Genomic DNA, 16,492 nt, shown 5'->3' on the forward strand with positions numbered 1-16,492 from the left:
TAGAAGTTCCCAGGGTCTGCCAAGTATGCATTCGTCGTTGCAGACCCGATTCTTCCTGGCCGGCTGCCTCCTCGCGGTATTGACGATCGCCACCGGGCTCTGGAGCGCCTGGACGTTCGCCCGGCTGGGACAGGTCGTCGACCGAACCTTGCGGGGGAATCAATCGATTCTCGACCTGGCCGCCGCGCTGGCCAATGGGCTGGAGCGTGAGGACGACTCCCTCTTGTTAGCCATAAGCGGGGACCGGCAGCAGGCTGCGATCGAGCTGGAGGCCCTGCAACAGCGGGGGGACACCAGCTACCGGAGGCTCGAGGCGGCACTGACCCGGTTCGGCCCCGCGCAGGCGGAGATTGCCGAGCCCTTACGGCACCGGATGGACGCCTACCGTGCGGCAAGCCTGGACCTCCTGAGCCGCGCTGGGACCAAGGACGCCCTCCAGGTCTATCATGCGCGGGTCAATCCGCTTTTGCGCCGGGCGATCCAACTCTGTGAGGTGATCCGCGAGCAAAATTTTGAAGCGATGCACATGGCTGGGGTGCGGGCGCGTGACGAGGCCCGCCGCGCGATCTGGGTGGTGGGGGGAGTCTGCCTGGGAGCGTTCGCCCTGGCCGCGCTGGTCGCGGTCAGCCTGGCTCGCTCGGTGGTGGTCCCGATCCGACAGCTTGGCGAGTCGGCGGAAGCCCTGCGTGAAGGGGACTTCGACCGGCGCAGCCCGCTCGACGCGCGCCGGGACGAGCTCGGCCAGCTTGCCGACGGTTTCAACAGGATGGCGCAAGCACTCGCCGAGTACCGACGGTCCAGCCTTGGCGAGCTGATCGCGGCCAAGACGACGCTGGAGGCGACCCTGAACGCCCTGCCCGATGCGGTGTTCGTCGTCGCGCCCGACGCAACCTTCGCGGCGATCAATCCAAGGGCTCGTGCCGTCCTCGCCGCCCGGCGGATTCCCAACGCCCGGCGTCTCGCCGAGCTCGACCTGGCCCCGCACCACGCCGACGCCGTCGTCGCCGCCCTGACCGGGTCAGTGATGGCCCCCGCGCGAACCGACTTTCGCCAAGCCCTGCAAGTCCGGCTCGACGGCGAGCCGCGAAAGTTCCTCGTGACGGCCGTTCCGATCCCGGAATTTGCCCCGCAGAAAATCGGGGCGGTGGTCGTGCTCGACGACGTGACCGAGTTCGCGCGGCTCGATGAGCTCCGTGGCGAGTTGATCGCGGTGGCCTCCCATGAGCTCAAGACTCCGCTGACCACGCTGCGAATGAACCTCATGATGATGGGTGAGGTGGCCGAGGCGATGAACCACCGCCAGCGTGAGATGCTCGAAGCAGCGCTCCAAGGCTGCGAGGATCTCGGCAGCACGATCGATGAACTGCTCGACGTGACCCGGATCGAAGCCGGCCAACTTCGGCTCGAGCTCGGATCGGTCAACCTCGCGGCAACGCTCGATTCGGTGGCCCACCTGCTAAAGGCCCGCTTCGACGACGCAGGGATCCGCCTCGACGTCCGGTGCGAGGCCCGTCCCTTGTTCGTGCCCGGGGATACATCAAGGCTGCGGACGGTCATCGCCAACGTGCTCTCCAACGCCTTGAAATATTCGCCCCCCCAGGCGTCCGTCGTCGTCCGCATCGTGTCCGGGCAAAATGCCGGGGGACGGAGTCGTCGGACCCTGCAACTCACCGTGACGGACGCGGGACCAGGCGTCCCCGAAGAGTTTCGGGAGCGGGTCTTCGAAAAGTTCTTTCGCATCGAGCATCATGTCGATCGCGGTCGCAAGGCCGTGCGGGGTACGGGGATCGGACTCTACCTCTGCCGCGAGATCGTGCGCGCCCACGGCGGCTCGATCCGCTGTGAACCGTCGGGCACAGGGGTTGGCACAAGCTTTGTAATTGAGCTTCCCGCCGGAGCTTGATCCACCCCGCGCCGGGGTAAGAACACGCTCGCCCGGCTCGCTCTTCATCGGACCCGACAACTTCCCCACGGCGCGCTCCGAAAGCGCAGCCAGTGGGGAAGGTGCGTCCCTATTTTTTTTCTCTTCCCCAATACGGCCGACAATTCCCCGCAACGCCACAGGGAAAGGGGGGCATGATGCCTACCGTTCAACTCCAGGTCGATCGGAATGGCCGCCAGCCAGACGGCCTCATCGGCCTGAATCTGGCTCATGGGTCAGCCGAGGCGATCCCCCTGGTGAACGAGGAGGCCGCGCGCCCAATCGCCGACGTGCTCGTGTCGCTTCAAAGTTCGCCCGACGGAATCGGCCGACTGTACGCCACTTCGAGACGTGCGCGCTATGGCCGGAATGAGGTCGCCCACGAAAGGGCCCCCGCCTGGTATCTCCAACTGCTCTATGCGGGGCGCAACCCGTTCATCCTTCTGCTCCTGACGCTCGCTTTGGTCTCCGTCCTCGTTGAAGACTACAAGGCCGCGAGCATCATCACGGTGATGGTCGCGGTCAGCGTGCTCCTGCGGTTCGTGCAAGAATATCGCTCCAATCGGGCCGCCGAGGCGCTCCAGGAGATGGTGGGCACGACAGCGACCGTGAGCCGACCGGGCCCGCGCATCACGGCGACTTTGCCCGATGCGGTCGAGCCAATCGGACGGCATGTTCCCCGTCACCCGCCGACCACGGAAGAAACTCCGATCAAGCATCTCGTCCCCGGCGACGTCGTGCTCCTCTCCGCCGGCGACATGATCCCGGCCGATGTCGTGCTGCTTGGGGCCAAGGACCTGTTCGTCAGTCAGTCGATCCTGACCGGCGAGTCGCTTCCGGTCGAGAAGTTCGCTCATCCGTTCGGCACCAGCTCATCGCAGGCGAATGGAACGGTGCCGGCCGGCCATGCGCTCGATGTCCCCAACGCCTGCTTCATGGGCACGAACGTCGTGAGCGGCACCGCCCGCGCTCTGGTCGTCGCCACCGGATCCGCGACCTACCTCGGTCGTCTTGCGAAATCCATCGTCGGGCGGCGGACCCTCACCGCCTTTGATGTGGGCATCAACGGAGTGAGCTGGCTCCTGATCCGTTTCATGCTCGTGATGGTTCCCGTCGTCTTCGTAATCAACGGCTGGACGAAAGGGAGTTGGATCGAGGCATTCTTCTTCGCCGTGTCGGTCGCCGTGGGTTTGACCCCCGAGATGCTACCCATGATCGTCACGGCCAACCTGGCGCGAGGCGCCGTGGCGATGGCCCGGAAGAAGGTCGTCGTCAAGCGACTTGACGCCATACAGAACCTGGGAGCGATGGACCTGCTCTGCACCGACAAAACGGGGACACTCACCCGGGACAAGGTGGTGCTGCTCAGGCACCTGGACCTGAACGGTGACGAGTGCGAAGGGGTCTTCGAATATGCCTTCTTGAACAGCTACTTCCAGACCGGCCTGAAGAACTTGCTGGATAAGGCGGTGCTCGAGCATCAAGACCAGCTCGCCTCGAAGCGTCTGCCCCAGCGCTATCTCAAGTGCGACGAGGTTCCGTTCGACTTCAACCGGAGGCGGATGTCGGTCGTAGTCCACGAAGTCCTCCACGGTCGCGACCTGCTGATCTGCAAAGGGGCAGTCGAGGAAGTTGCCGCAGCCTGCACGCGGGTCCGCGTCGGGGAGGAAGTCGTTCCGCTGGTCGATGCGGCCCGTGACCGGGTCCTGAATCTCAGCCGGGGAATGAACGAGGACGGGCTCCGGGTCATCGCGGTCGCCTACAAGGAGGTCGAGAGCCAGGCCGGGCGACCGTACGGAGTCCAGGATGAGGACGACCTCATCCTCTGCGGCTTCCTGTCATTCCTCGACCCCCCTAAGGAGACGGCCGCTCCCGCAATCGCAGCCCTGCAGAACCTCGGGGTCGGAGTCAAGATTCTGACCGGCGACAACGAACGGGTCGCTCGGAAAGTCTGCCGCGATGTCGGACTCGAAGTTGCCGAAATCCTCCTGGGTCCGGCGATCGAAGCGATGGAAGACGACGAGCTCGGCGAGGCGGCCGAACGGGCCACACTCCTGGCCAAGCTCACTCCTGCCCAGAAGGCCCGAATCATCCGGGCCCTCCGGAGTCGTGGACACACCGTCGGCTTTCTCGGCGACGGCATCAACGACGGGCCGGCGTTGCGCGAGGCCGACGTCGGAATCTCGGTCGATTCCGGTGCCGACGTCGCCCGCGAGTCGTCGGATATCATCCTCCTGGAAAAAAGCCTCTTGGTGCTCGAGGAAGGAGTCGTCGCAGGCCGGGTGACCTTCGGAAATATCCTCAAATACATCAAGATGGCAACCAGCTCAAACTTCGGCAACATGTTCAGCGTCTTGGTTGCCTGCGTCTGGCTCCCCTTTTTGCCGATGCGACCGTTGCATCTCCTCATCCAGAATCTCCTCTACGACATCTCGCAGACCGGGATCCCGTTCGATCGAGTCGATGAGGAATTCCTGGTACAGCCACGGAAATGGCAGGCTGACGACATCGGTCGCTTCATGCTGTTCATTGGCCCGATCAGTTCAATCTTCGACCTCACGACCTTCGCGCTGATGTGGTTCGTCTTCGGCGCGAACACGCCCGAACAGCAAGCTCTGTTCCAGTCAGGCTGGTTCGTCGAAGGCCTGTTGTCGCAGACTCTCATCATCCACATGATTCGCACAGAGCGGGTGCCGTTCTTCCAGAGCCGGGCGGCCTTGCGGCTCCTGCTCATGTCGCTCGGGATCATGGCGGTCGGGATCGCCATCCCGTTCACCACACTCGGCTCCGCGGTCGGGATGGTCCCGCTCCCTGCGGCCTACTTCCCTTGGCTCGCCGGAACGCTGGTGAGCTATTGCACGCTCACCCAGCTTGTGAAGCGATGGTACATCCGCCGGTTCGGCACATGGCTCTGAACTCGCACTGAATCATTTCTCGAAATTCTCACGATCAACAAAACACCAACACAAACTGATCCCGTAAGACGAAAGGAATCCCGTGACCTTCCCCCGCTGGCTTTCGAAGACCGTCCTCCTCGTTGCCGCCGTCACCGGCGGAACGGCCGCCCTGGCGTTCCTCCCCGCCACACGCTGGTGGCTCGGCTCAGCGCTCGGAGGAATCAAGGGCCAGCAGGTTCCGGACTCGACGACGACGCACCGGCCCAGCCCTGTCCAGGTCACTGGAGTCGCACCGGTCCCGGATCGTCCCGACACCCTGGCCGTCCCGGACGCCGTGGTCCGCTCGCTCGGGATCCGCACCGCGCCGGCCAGCCGCCCGTCCCGCTTGCAGCGTTTGGAAATGATCGGCACCCTCGCCATCGATACCGACCGCATGGCCCACGTTCACACCCGGTTTGCCGGGGAGGTCGTTGAACTGGGAACCATTGAGGACGCCTCGCCCGGCACGAACGGGGGACCGCCCACGCGGCGGCCGATCCGGTACGGCGACCGGATCGGGAAGGGGCAACTCCTCGCCGTTCTCTGGAGCAGCGAACTCGGCGAGAAGAAGAGTGCCTATGTGGACGCCCTCTCGCGACTCCAACTGGAGCGCGAGACGCTCTCCAGGCTCGAGGCATTGTACCGGGATCAGGCCGTCACCGAACGCAACCTTCGCGAGACAAGGCGGACCGTCGAGGCCGCCGAGATCGTCGCCGCCAGCGCCGAACGAACGCTCCGCGTGCTCCGCCTCTCCGAGGAAGAAATCGCGGCGATCCGGGCCGAGGCCGAATCCCTCCGCGGTGGCAAAGCCGCGCGTGACAGGCGGGTGGAACGCGACTGGGCAAGAGTCGAACTCAGGTCCCCGTTGGAAGGCACCATCCTGGAAAAGAATCTCGCCGCCGGAGACATTGTGGACACAAGCCTGGATTTGTACAAGATTGCGGACCTCGATCAACTCACGATCTGGGCACACGCCTACGAGGACGACCTGCCCAGGCTCCAGACCCTGCCAGCCCCCATCCCCTGGACGGTCCGGCTGAAGTCGGAACCGGCGGGAGTGCTTCTGGCCGGCGCCATCGAGAGGATTGGCGACATCATCGATCCGACCCAGCATACGGCCCTGGTCATGGGCCAGGTCGCAAACCCCGATCGGCGACTCAAGGTCGGCCAGTTCGTCGTCGCCACCGTGGATCTTCCGCCTCCCCCCAACGTGGTGGAGATCCCCATCGACGCCCTGGTCGAGGACGGTCACGAGAGCATCGTCTTCGTCCAGCCCGACCCGCTCGTTCACGAGTATGCCCAGCATCGCGTCGAGGTCGTCCGTCAATTCGACGATTGCGCCTACGTCCACGGCCTGCCCATATCGCCGGGGGCCCCGGGGCAACTCGGATCGCCCCACACCGGCGATCAGGTCGTCGTGTCAGGTTCGGTCGAGCTTCGGGCCTCCCTTGGGCGCCTCCACTCGGCGAAACGGAGCGAGGCGGCGAAGTAGAAGAACAGATCTGAAGGGACAGGACGGCGATGCAAGCCATTGCCGTTACCCCAAAATCCACACAGCACAAAAACACTCGCTCACACAAAAACAATCTGCTCCGTGGTCGAAATAGGCGGCCCTTCTTGTCCCCCTAGTCGACCCCGTTCGGGGCCGATCTCTCGCGGTCCAAAGTAGGTGGTTCATGCTCCGTGCCCTGGTCACTTGGTCGCTCGACAATCCCCTCGTCGTTTTGATGACGACAGTGGCACTTGCAACATTCGGATATTTCGCATTCAACAAAGTGAACGTCGAGGCCTACCCCGACCCCGCCCCGCCGATCTTCGAGATCGTGGCGCAGTACCCCGGCGCCTCGGCGGAGGAGGTGGAGCGTCAGGTCACGATTCCCCTCGAGGTTGCGCTGGCCGGGATGCCGGGTCTGACGTCCACCCGAAGCAAATCGCTCTTCGGCCTCTCCTTTGTGAACAATCAATTCGACTACGGTGTGGATTACCTGAGAGCCCGCCAGGAGGTCCTCAACCGGCTTGCGAACGCTGAGCTTCCGCCTGGAGTCACCCCCACGATCTCTCCTCGATTCCCGATCGGCGAGTTCTTCCGCTACAGGCTCGACACCCCGAAAGATGCGCTGGGACGCGACGTCTACGACCTGAACGACCTCAAGGCCCTTCAGGACTGGTCGCTTCAGCGCGAGTTCCGCAGGCTCCCGCGAATCGCCGACCTCGCCAGCTTCGGCGGCATGGTCAAGCGATACGAGATCCATCCCGATCCGGACCGGCTCCGCAAATACGGCATCACCCTGGAGCAGCTTCAGCAGGCCGTCGCCAACGGCAACGCCAACATCGGCGGCGACTACTTGATCGTCGGCCGCACGGCGCAGACCATCCGCAGCCTCGGCCTGATCGGCGGTGGCAAAGACCCCGCCGAGGAGGTTCGAGGGATGAAGACCCCAGCCAAGGCGCAAGACCACCTCCGCGCCGAGGAACGGGAGCGGATCCGACAGATTCGCCAGATCGTGATCCGAACGATTAACAACGTGCCGATCCGCGTCGAAGACGTCGTCAACGGGGGACCGCTCCGCCCCGACGAGGGCCTGGCGGATCGAGGGGTTGTCGTCGGCTCCCTCACGCGGTTGGGCAAGGTGGTCATCTCCCGGCCTATGCTCGACGAGAAAGGCGAGGAGGTGCTCGACTCTCACGGCGATCGAGTCTGGATCGACGAGGACGAGGCCATCCAGGGACTCGTCCTGTTGCGTCGAGGCGAGGACTCCCTGCCCGCCCTGGAGACGGTCAAGCAGAAGATCGAGGAAATCAACAACGACGCCGGACGGCTCCTGCCCGGGGTCAAGATCGCCCCCTTCTACGACCGCTCCGAGCTGATCCACCTGACGACCGAGACGGTGCTCGAGAACCTGCTGCTGGGCATGTCGCTCGTGGCGATGATCCTGCTCATGTTCCTCTCCAACGTCCGCTGCGCCCTGATCGTGGCCATCAACATCCCGCTGGCGCTCCTGTTCGCCTTCTCGATGCTCTATCTCCGTGGTGAGTCGGCCAATCTGCTCTCAATCGGTGCGGTCGACTTCGGGATCATCGTCGACTCGTCCGTAATCATGGTTGAGAACATCTACCGATACCTCAGCCGAGGGGAGGATGCCGAGCTGCCCCTGGCACAGAGGATTCTCAACGCCTTTCGCGAGGTGAGCGGCGCGCTCTTGTTCTCGACGGCGATCATGGTCTGCGCCTTCATCCCCTTGTTCACGATGAAAGGACCGGAGGGACGCATCTTCGGGCCGATGGCCGACACCTACGCCTTCAGCCTGGGGGGTGCGCTCATCCTGGCCGTCACCCTCTCGCCGGTCCTCTGCCTGCTGTTCCTCAAGCGGCTCCAGCCGGCCCGTGATAATCTTCTGGTGCGCCTCCTGAAACGGAGCTACCTCCACCGGCTCGAATTCTGCCTTCGCTATCGCTGGGCGACCTTGTTGCTCTTCGTGATGGCCGTGGTCGGCACCGGTGTCTACGTCGTTCCCCACCTGGGCCGCGAGTTCATGCCCGAGCTGGACGAAGGCGTGCTCTGGGTCCGGGGCATGTTCCCGCGCAACGTCTCGCTCGAGGAGAACGCCGAGAAGTCCCGGATCGTCCGCCAGGTCCTCCGCGAGTTCCCCGAAGTGCGAATGGTCATGGGTCAGCTCGGCAGGCCCGACTCGGGGGTCGACCCCACCGGTTTCTATAGCGCCGAGTACTTTGTCCCGCTCAAGCGCGGCGACGATTGGCCCAACCAGAAGGCGGAAACGGGATGGAGGGCCCGGCTCTTCGGTCCGCGACGGCCCCGGACCAAGATCGAGCTCGTCCAGGAGATGAACGAGCGGCTCACCCGGCTAGCCCCCGGGATCGAGTGGAATTTTTCGCAGCCGATCCGGGACAACGTGATGGAGGTCCTCTCCGGAGTCCAGGGCGAGAACGCCGTGAAGATCATCGGCCCCAACCTCGAGGAGTTGGAGCGGTACGGGGTCGCATTCGAGGAAGCGCTGGCGACGATTCCAGGCATCGAGAACCCCGCAGTCTACCGGATCTCGGGGCCGGCCAACCTGGAGTTGCCCATTGATCGAGACAAGTGCGCGCTGTGGGGAGTCAGCGTGGCCGACGTACACAACGTGGTCGAGACCGCGGTCGGCGGCAAGCCGTTCAGCACCATGATCGAGGGGGAACGGTCGTTCGACATCACCTTGCGTTGGCCGGAATCACTGCGTTCCAGCGAGGAGGCGATCCTCGACATCCCGATCGACCTGAGCAACAACCGCGTTACGGAAGGCTATGTCACCAACCAGGCGGAGACGCCCGTCACAGGTTCCAGCGTGGGTCTTTCCGCCGTCGGCTCCAGCGTGCCGATGCCCTCGCTCACCGGGAGTCGCGTCGGCGCAAGCTCGAGCGATCTCCGGGAAGCCCCACGGCGTCGGCTCCGCGATTTTCTGACCACATCCGGCTCGCTCGAAAGCCGCGGTCGTTTTGTCCGTCCGGGAGTCAGCATGATCTTCCGCGAACAAGGACAGCGCACGATCGCCGTCAAGTTCGGGGTCCGGGGCCGCGACCTGGCCGGAGCCGTCGCCGAGGCCCAACGCAAGACAGGCTCCCTGCTCAAATCCCCCTACCGCGCTGTCTGGAGCGGTGAATTCCAGGAGATGGAGGAGGCCGAGCGGCGGATGATGCTCATCGTCCCCCTCTCACTCGGCCTGGTGTTCGCCCTTCTCTATCTCGCGTTCCGCTCCTTCATCGACGCGATCCTGGTCTTCAGCAACGTGGCCGCCCTCAGTCTGGGGGGCATCTGGGCGCTCTGGCTGACGGGCACGAACTTCAGCGTGAGCGCGGCCGTCGGCTTCATCTCGATCTTTGGAGTCGCCATCATGGATGGCCTGCTCCTCGTCTCATCATTCAACCAACTCCGGCTCCAGGGTGTAGAGCTCTCGGCCGCCATCATTCAGGGGGCGGAGAAACGGGTCCGGCCGGTCATGATGACCTCCCTGACCGCCGTCTTCGGCCTGCTGCCGGCGGCACTCTCCACCAAGCTCGGCGCCCAATCCCAACGACCGCTGGCCATCGTTGTTGTCGGCGGCATGATCACAACGCTGTTCCTCACACGTTATCTCATGCCAGTGATGTACAGCATCTTTCGGAGGCAGCCGCCCACACACGGAGCCGGCGGGATCGCCCATTGAGCTTGCTCGGATCGGTCATCGGATTTCATTCCACCGGTCGCATTTGATTAATCCCCAACCATACATAAACTATTTCACAAATCATCACACATTCGCAAACGAGCCAAGGAAGGCGATCGACTTATGCGAAAATTTTGGATCACGCTCGGCGGCACCTTCGCCATTGCCCTCACCCTGACCAGTGGGGGCGTGGCCCAAATCCCCGGCTCAACGGAATCACGACTCGGTCCCCGACCCGGCGAACGTGGCGGCCAAACTGGCGGCGAAGCCCCGATCCAGGGGGGGCTTGGCCCCGGCTTCTCCCGTGCTCCGTCGTCGATCATGCGGCCCGGCGGCAACCCGAACCTCCCGCCTCCACCGGCTTTGAGCCCGATCGAAGAAGCCCCTGCTTTCGAGCTCCCCTTGTACGGATCGCTCGAGTTGCCAGCGCGGGGCGAGGACGAGGGGCCGCCTGACGGCCTGACCATCGACCAGGCCATCGCAATGCTCCTGGACCGAAATACCGATCTCCAGTCGAAGTTCCTGGAGATCCCGAAAGCCCAGGCCGACATCCTGACCGCCGGCCTGCGCGCGAACCCAATCCTCTACTACGACACCCAACTGATTCCTTACGGCAACTACTCGGAGGCTCGCCCCGGCGGCCAGACGCAGTACGATCTGAACGTCACCGTTCCCCTCGACGTCAACAACAAGCGACGGGTTCGCCGGGACGTGGCCAGCCAGGCCAGGAAGGTGGTCGAGGCCCAGTATCAGGACGCCGTGCGACTCCGGATCAACGACCTCTACACCGCCTACGTCGACGTCCTCGCTGCGCGAGAGACAGTCCGCTACGGCCGGGCCAGCGTCGAAGGTCTCAACCAGATCCTCACGGTCACACAATCCCAGCACCGTGGCGGCGAGTTGACCCGCGCCGATGTCGAACGGATCAAGATCCAGCGTGACGCGGCCGAGGTGGGTCTGACCGAGGCCGAGGAGGCCCTCCGCGAGTCTCGCCTTTCCCTCGCGCCCTTGCTCGGCCTCCGCCTCGACCAGGCCGAGGCACTCGAGTTGAAGGGTTCGATCGCCGACACCGCCCCGCCGCCGCCATCGGGCGATGCGCTGATCCAGACGGCTCTCGCGTCGCGGCCGGACCTCGCCGCCTACCGGTTGGGAATCAAATATGCCGAGTCAGACGTTCGTCTCGCCCGCGCAGAACGATTCCAGGACGTCTACCTCCTCGCCCAACCCTACACGTTTCAGAACAACGAGCCCTTCCACACCAAGAGTGCCCACTCCTGGGGCGTCGGGATGACGGTGCCATTGCCGATCTTCGATCGCAACCAGGGGCGAATCCAGCGGGCCCAGGTCAACGTCCGCCAGACACAAATCGACCTGGCAACTCTGGAGCACCGGGTCGCGACCGATGTCCGTCAGGCCGAGCGACGGTACACCATCAGCCGCAAATCCGCCGATCGGATTGATCGCGATCTCCTCCCCGCCGCCGTTCGGGTTCGCGAAACGGCCCTACGACTCTATCGCAGTGGCGAGACGAGCATCGTCGATTTCCTCAACGCCCAGCGCGAGTACAACGACCTCGTCCGCCAGGCTCGCGACACCCTGGTTCGTCATCGACGGAGTATGCTTGATCTGAACACCGCGGTCGGACAACGAATCATGCCTTGATCCGAGAGGGTGGACCGACCCCGGCCCCCAGGCCAGGGCTAAATAAGGTTCTCCCGCACTTTTACGCACTCATTTCCAGCGGGGGGTAACTGTCAGGACAGGGGAGACGGGGGAATCACCCGGCCTGCACTGAGCCCGCCCGCAAAGCGAGACCGAAGGCCCGAATGAAGTGAACCAAGAGACAAGGGCGAAGGAAGGTCGGGGATACCGGCTCAGCTGCCTTGACGGCTGGGGGGCAGAGCCCCCGGAAGAACGCTGCTGCTCGCAAATATCGATTCAACCGGATTCGTCTCTCGCTCAGTTCCTCGCGCGGATAGAATCGAAATGATTCAAGGTCCGCATGCCTTGTGCTCCCCACCATCCCTCGCTCGTCGGGTGTCTCTAATCGTCGGCGAGAGCGGCTCCGCTGCTAAGTCGAGTTTTGAGCTGCGGAGCACAAGGCAAGCGTCACATGGTGCAGTCGCAAAATGAAGTTGTTGCTCATCGAGGATGACCGCAGGGTTGCCGCCTATCTTCGCAAGGGAATCGTCGAGGCGGGTTTCGCGGTCGATATCGCTCACCGAGGGGATGACGGGCTGCACCTCGCGCGGGTCGGTGATTACGATCTCATCGTCCTCGATGTGATGCTCCCCGGCTGCGACGGCTGGTCCGTGATCGCCGACTTGAGGGCAGCGGGCCGGTACACGCCGGTCTTATTCCTGTCTGCGATGGACGCCGTCTCCGATCGCGTGCGGGGATTGGAGTTGGGGGCGGACGATTACCTCGTCAAGCCATTCGCCTTCTCGGAGTTCCTCGCCCGGGTGCGGACCGTTATCCGGCGAGGCTCGACCCGGCAGAATGAGATCCTCCGCGTCGGCGACCTCGAAGTCGATACGGTGCGGTTCGCCGCGAGCCGCTCGGGCCGCAAGCTCGACTTGACGCCGAAGGTGTTCAGCCTGCTCGCCCTGCTCGCAAGGCGGGCAGGCGACGTGCTGTCTCGGACACTCATCGCCGAACAGGTCTGGGACATGAACTTCGACAGCGACTCGAACGTGATCGATGTCCAAGTCCGCCGCCTCCGCTCGAAAGTCGATGACCCGTTCCCATCCAAGCTCATCCACACGGTCCGCGGGGTGGGTTATGTCCTCGAAGTCCGAGACTAAGGCCTGGTCGATGGGCGGCCGGATGGCCGCCTGGTATGCCGGGTCGGCGGCCGTCCTTCTCGTTCTCGGGACGACGAGCTTATACCTGACAATCGCGGCCAGCCTCGATGCCGAGGTGGACGCATGGCTCGGCTACTCGACCGAATACTTGGGGAAGGATCAACCCCGAACAGGCAAGCTGCCCGATAAGGATGAATTGGGGGGCGATGACTTCCGCATCCGCGATGAGGACGGGCACATCCTCTTCGAGACACCGGCTGCGGCGGATCGAATACCGTCAGTGTTGGTGCCCGGTGCGGCTGGCGTCGAGTATCGCACGGCCGCGGGGCGATGGGTTCGTGCCCTCTCGCGGCGGGTCGGCGGGCGTACGTATGAAGTTGCCTCCGACCGGACCCATGAGTTGGGGCTGTTGGCGCTGTATCGGCGTTACATGCTCGTTGTAATGATCATGGGGGTGGCCGTGTCGTCGGTCGTCGGCATCGTGCTCATCCGTCGGGGCCTCCGGCCGTTGAAAGAGATCGCCGCAACGGCCCACCGCATCGGCCCCAAGGAGTTGGGCGAACGAATCGCGGTGGAGGAACTGCCCGCCGAGTTGGCCGACCTGGGCCGGACCTTCAACGTCATGCTCGACCGGCTTCAAGGATCGTTCGGCCGCTTGGTGCGGTTCTCCGGCGACATCGCCCACGAGCTTCGCACGCCCGTCCATGCGATCCGCAACGTCTCCGAAGTCGCACTCGCCACCTCTCGCACGCGGGAAGAGGACCGTGAAGCATTGGCGGCTTGCCTGGAGTCGGCGGCGGGGCTCTCCCGCCTCATTGAGCGGTTGTTGTTCCTGGCCCGGGCCGACGATCCGCGAACGGTGCTCGAATTGGAGGCGTTCGAGATGGGCGGTGAGCTTGAGGCCATCCGTGAATTCTACGAACCGTCGGCAACCGAGGCGGGCGTCGATCTTGTGGTGGACGCCCCGGACTGCTTGGTCTGTAGGCTCGATCGAACCCTGTTTCAGCGGGCGATCGGGAATCTCCTAACAAACGCCTTGACGCACACGCCTGCGGGCGGGCGTGTGACAGTCACCGCGTCGGTGGAGGGGAAGACGTTGTTCGTCTCCGTGTCGGATACGGGCATCGGGGTCGCCGAGGAGCATTTGCCGCATCTCTTCGACCGATTTTATCGGCCCGACCGGGCCCGGACCGCAGGCCAAGGGGTCGGGCTGGGCCTCTCGATCGTGAAGAGCATCGTCGAGCTTCACCGGGGCCGTCCGTCGGTCGCGAGTCGACCGGGCGAGGGCACCGTGGTCACCATGCATTTCCCGGCCTACGGAGATGACGAAACCGTCATCTCGGCGTAACGCGGTCGTCATCTGAGTTTGGGTAGTCTCGTCGGGTCGTTCACCGAGGCCATCCTGAACCGGAGCCGTTCCATGTCGCGACGCCACGCCACCGCACGCGGGTTCACGCTGATCGAACTCCTGGTCGTTATCTCGATCATCGGCATCCTGATCGCCCTGCTCTTGCCCGCCGTCCAGGCGGCCCGCGAGGCGGCCCGGCGTGCCCAATGCACGAACAACCTGAAGCAACTCGCCCTGGCCGCCCACAATTACGAGTCCGCCAACGGGTGCTTCCCGATGGGCTCTCCCGTGAAGGTGGCGACATACTCCTCCGGCTGGATCAAGGCGGGAGAGTACGATTGGGGGCACAGCATCTTCGTGGCGATGCTGCCCCAGATGGAGCAGAGTGCCCTCTTCAACGCGGTGAACTTCTCGTTGAACATCGAGATGCCCGAGAACATGACGATACATCCGAGTCAGATCAACGCCCTGTTGTGCCCGAGCGACTCCACCGGGTGGCAGATCGACACGCCGACTCAATGGGCGAACTACCCCGGTTTCCGCGTGGCCCACGGCAGCTATAGCGGCAGCACGGGCACGTGGTCACATTGGGCGTGGAGCCCTTCGTCAACGCCCTCGCTGGCGACGCTCGCGTCCCAGGACAACGGGATTTTCTTCGTCAACAGCCGGACACGGATCGCCGACGTGACCGACGGCACGAGCAACACGATCCTCTTGGGGGAACGGGCTCTCCCCGATCGATATCGAACGTTTACGAATTGGTGGTTCTCCGGCTGGACCGGGGCCAGCCTGTTCGACACCTTGACCGCGATGAATCCGCAACGGCTCGTCGCAATCTCGTCCCTCCCGGCTCCCGGCCCGAGTGATTGGCCGGGCGTCCAAGATAATGCCCTGATGAACTCCGCGTCGAGCCGGCATCCGGGCGGGGCCAATTTCGCGATGGCGGACGGCTCGGTGCGGTTCCTCAAGGAGACGATCCAGAGCTGGCCGGTCGATTCGTTCGGCAATCCCACCGGGGTGAAGGACGGCGGCGGAACCATTCATCCGTTCGACGGGACCACCCTCTATACGCTCCTGCCGGGCACGAGCCCGGGCATCTACCAGGCCCTCTCGACACGAAGCGGAGGCGAGGTCATCAGTTCGGACAGCTATTGAGTGCCGGCGATTCGTCGGGAGGTGGATGACGAGTAAATAAGGTTGCCTCCGGCCCCTGCCGTCTTCGGACGGTGAGGGCCGGTTTTTTTTCCTTCATTCAACACTGCGGCCTGGTCGAGTAGAATCGAACGCTCAAGGCCCGCGTGCCTTGTCGTGCTCCCTACCATCCCTCGCTCGCCGGGAGCCTCTAATTGTCGGTGAGAAGCAGCCACGCCGCTCAGACGTGCTCATGGCAAAGCCAGGCTCTGCTTCTCGCTCATGCTCAATCGCTCCGCAAAAGTCGTGCTGACGGCCTTCTCACGAGTGTCGTGAGCCCTACGCTAGTAGTCTGGGCGTAGGCGTTTGGCGGCGGTGGATCTTCCAGGGGAAGGCTCGTCGTCGGCGTTCGCCGTGAGTTATAGGTATCCAACCCAACGTTGAAAGAAGTGCGTACCTTCGCAGCCGGGGTGCCGGCGACGAGGTCTATGGCGGCGGTCCGGAAGCTGGCCGACGGGCCGCCCCAAAAAAGTCGGGCGATGCCCCGGAGCTGATCGCGCAGACAGTCCCGGAGGCCCGCCGTCTGCTGGTGCGGCTGCTGTGGAGCCGCCTGCCGGAGCCCAAGGAGGTCTTGAGCTGGTCGGAGTGGCGACGGGCCCACCAGGCGTTCGCGCGGCGATGCCACTACACGACAAGAAGCGGGACGCCGAACCCCCGGATTAGTTACCACTGTAGCACTAAGCGTCGTCCCGCTGCACCTGCACCGCGAAAGGAGTCGCGATGAAAAAGCCAAGGGAGTTCGTCTTAGACGGCTCGGTCGCGATGGCATGGTATTTCGCCGACGAGTCGAACCCATACGCCGATGCGATCCTCACGGACCTCGAAACGGGACGCGCCCTCGTTCCTTCCCTTTGGCCGCTCGAAGTGGTCAACACGGTGCTGGAAACGCTCGACCGAAGCCCAGGTGGCGGCGTAGCTGGGCATCCTCGAGACGTTCTCCATCGAAGTTGATGGGGAGACGACGTCCCACGCCTAGAGCGGCACGCTGGCCTTGGCCCGCTCGCAGAACCTCTCGGCCTACGACGCGGCGTATCTCGAACTCGCGACTCTCGACGGAAAGCTCAAGGTCGCCGCTCTCGCGGTGGGCATCCCCA

At 64.0% G+C, this 16,492-nt stretch carries 9 protein-coding genes; all 9 read left to right on the plus strand.

Going from position 1 to position 16,492, the window contains the following annotated elements; genetic code table 11:
- Positions 1 to 25 precede the first annotated feature (25 nt).
- The 9 genes from SINAC_RS33115 to SINAC_RS41455 all read left to right on the plus strand — a co-directional run bounded on the left by SINAC_RS33115 (position 26) and on the right by SINAC_RS41455 (position 16,349).
- Positions 26 to 1,903 carry a sensor histidine kinase gene (locus SINAC_RS33115; RefSeq protein ID WP_015249903.1) on the plus strand — a complete coding sequence of 626 codons (1,878 nt, stop codon included), beginning with the start codon at positions 26 to 28 and terminating at the stop codon, positions 1,901 to 1,903.
- A gap of 173 nt (positions 1,904 to 2,076) precedes the next feature.
- On the plus strand, positions 2,077 to 4,836 hold the full coding sequence (gene mgtA / locus SINAC_RS33120) for a magnesium-translocating P-type ATPase (protein WP_020466466.1): 2,760 nt from the start codon (positions 2,077 to 2,079) through the stop codon (positions 4,834 to 4,836).
- Between the two features lie 82 nt (positions 4,837 to 4,918).
- Entirely contained in the window at positions 4,919 to 6,349 is a 1,431-nt protein-coding gene (locus tag SINAC_RS33125; protein ID WP_015249905.1) for an efflux RND transporter periplasmic adaptor subunit, read from the plus strand.
- Positions 6,350 to 6,533: 184 nt separating this feature from the next.
- Positions 6,534 to 10,055 (plus strand): efflux RND transporter permease subunit, encoded by a 3,522-nt coding sequence (locus SINAC_RS33130; RefSeq protein ID WP_015249906.1) that lies wholly within the window; start codon positions 6,534 to 6,536, stop codon positions 10,053 to 10,055.
- A gap of 123 nt (positions 10,056 to 10,178) precedes the next feature.
- The gene (locus SINAC_RS33135) at positions 10,179 to 11,717 is read left to right on the plus strand and encodes a TolC family protein (RefSeq protein ID WP_015249907.1); all 1,539 of its coding nucleotides are present in this window, start codon (positions 10,179 to 10,181) and stop codon (positions 11,715 to 11,717) included.
- Positions 11,718 to 12,184: 467 nt separating this feature from the next.
- Complete coding sequence (locus SINAC_RS33140) at positions 12,185 to 12,859, plus strand: heavy metal response regulator transcription factor (RefSeq protein WP_015249908.1); 675 nt, start codon at positions 12,185 to 12,187, stop codon at positions 12,857 to 12,859.
- Positions 12,837 to 14,207, plus strand: a complete 1,371-nt coding sequence (locus SINAC_RS33145; RefSeq protein ID WP_202802857.1) for a heavy metal sensor histidine kinase — start codon at positions 12,837 to 12,839, stop codon at positions 14,205 to 14,207. Before SINAC_RS33140 ends, SINAC_RS33145 begins: the two co-directional genes overlap by 23 nt.
- A 72-nt stretch (positions 14,208 to 14,279) precedes the next feature.
- Positions 14,280 to 15,362, plus strand: coding sequence for a DUF1559 domain-containing protein (locus tag SINAC_RS33150; RefSeq protein ID WP_015249910.1), 1,083 nt, complete (start codon positions 14,280 to 14,282; stop codon positions 15,360 to 15,362).
- 756 nt (positions 15,363 to 16,118) lie between these two features.
- Positions 16,119 to 16,349 (plus strand): type II toxin-antitoxin system VapC family toxin, encoded by a 231-nt coding sequence (locus SINAC_RS41455; protein ID WP_237722678.1) that lies wholly within the window; start codon positions 16,119 to 16,121, stop codon positions 16,347 to 16,349.
- Positions 16,350 to 16,492 lie beyond the last annotated feature (143 nt).

This window comes from Singulisphaera acidiphila DSM 18658 (genome assembly GCF_000242455.2).
Lineage (GTDB): Bacteria > Planctomycetota > Planctomycetia > Isosphaerales > Isosphaeraceae > Singulisphaera > Singulisphaera acidiphila.

Coding starts and splice junctions, on each gene's coding strand:
- SINAC_RS33115 (WP_015249903.1), top strand. CDS start 26: ATGCATTCGTCGTTGCAGACCCGATTCTTCCTGGCCGGCTGCCTCCTC.
- mgtA (WP_020466466.1), top strand. CDS start 2,077: ATGATGCCTACCGTTCAACTCCAGGTCGATCGGAATGGCCGCCAGCCA.
- SINAC_RS33130 (WP_015249906.1), top strand. CDS start 6,534: ATGCTCCGTGCCCTGGTCACTTGGTCGCTCGACAATCCCCTCGTCGTT.
- SINAC_RS33135 (WP_015249907.1), top strand. CDS start 10,179: ATGCGAAAATTTTGGATCACGCTCGGCGGCACCTTCGCCATTGCCCTC.
- SINAC_RS33140 (WP_015249908.1), top strand. CDS start 12,185: ATGAAGTTGTTGCTCATCGAGGATGACCGCAGGGTTGCCGCCTATCTT.
- SINAC_RS33145 (WP_202802857.1), top strand. CDS start 12,837: ATGTCCTCGAAGTCCGAGACTAAGGCCTGGTCGATGGGCGGCCGGATG.
- SINAC_RS33150 (WP_015249910.1), top strand. CDS start 14,280: ATGTCGCGACGCCACGCCACCGCACGCGGGTTCACGCTGATCGAACTC.
- SINAC_RS41455 (WP_237722678.1), top strand. CDS start 16,119: ATGAAAAAGCCAAGGGAGTTCGTCTTAGACGGCTCGGTCGCGATGGCA.